This window comes from Methylobacterium oryzihabitans, assembly GCF_004004555.2.
Classification (GTDB): Bacteria; Pseudomonadota; Alphaproteobacteria; order Rhizobiales; family Beijerinckiaceae; genus Methylobacterium; species Methylobacterium oryzihabitans.
Genome location: NZ_SACP01000086.1, coordinates 1 through 702 on the forward strand (window position 1 = coordinate 1; position 702 = coordinate 702).

The window sequence follows — 702 nt, forward strand, 5'->3', positions numbered from 1 at the left end:
GAGACCGTGACCGGCGCGCTGGACCGTCGCAGCGGCGAGGTGGTGGAGCGGTTCGGGCAGGTCGCGGCGGAGGCGGCCGGCACGATCGGCGCCCGGACCGAGGAGACCGACGCGGCCCTGCGCGCGGCGATGGAGCGGCTGGCGGCCCGGGCCGAGGAGGCGGCGGCGACGATCGCCCGCTCCGGCGAGGGCGTCGAGGCCGGGCTCGCGGCGCGGGCCGCGGAGGCGACCGCCCTGTTCCAGCGCACGCTGGAGGAGACCGCCGGGACGATCGGCGAGCGCACCGGCGCGGCGGACGCGGCCGTCCGGGAGGCGATCGGGGTCCTGGCGGCGCGCGCCGAGGACGCGGCGGCGGCGGTGGCGGCATCGGCCGGCGGCGTCGGCGGCGAGATCGCGGCCCGGGTCGCCGAGGCGGCGGCGGTGTTGCGCCGTGCGAGCGAGGAGGCGACCGGCGCGATGAGCGCGCGCACCGTCGAGGTGGCGCACGTCTTCCGCCGCACCGTCGAGGCGTCGGGCAGCGAACTGGAGAGCCGCGCCGGCGAGGCTGCCGCGCAACTGCGGCAGGTCGCCGAGACGGCGACGAGCGAACTCGGCGCGCGCACGGCGGAGGTCGCGGCGGTGCTGCGCGCCGCTTCCGGCGAGGCGCAGGAGGCGGTGGGCGCCCGCACGGCCGAGAGCGTCGAGGCGTTCCGCCTCGCCACC

Annotated in this window: 1 protein-coding gene; it reads left to right on the forward strand. The window is 80.5% G+C overall.

What is annotated here, in order from left to right:
• Positions 1-702, forward strand: a 702-nt coding sequence (locus EOE48_RS29510) for a hypothetical protein (protein WP_187371588.1), incomplete at both ends; no start/stop codon positions are given.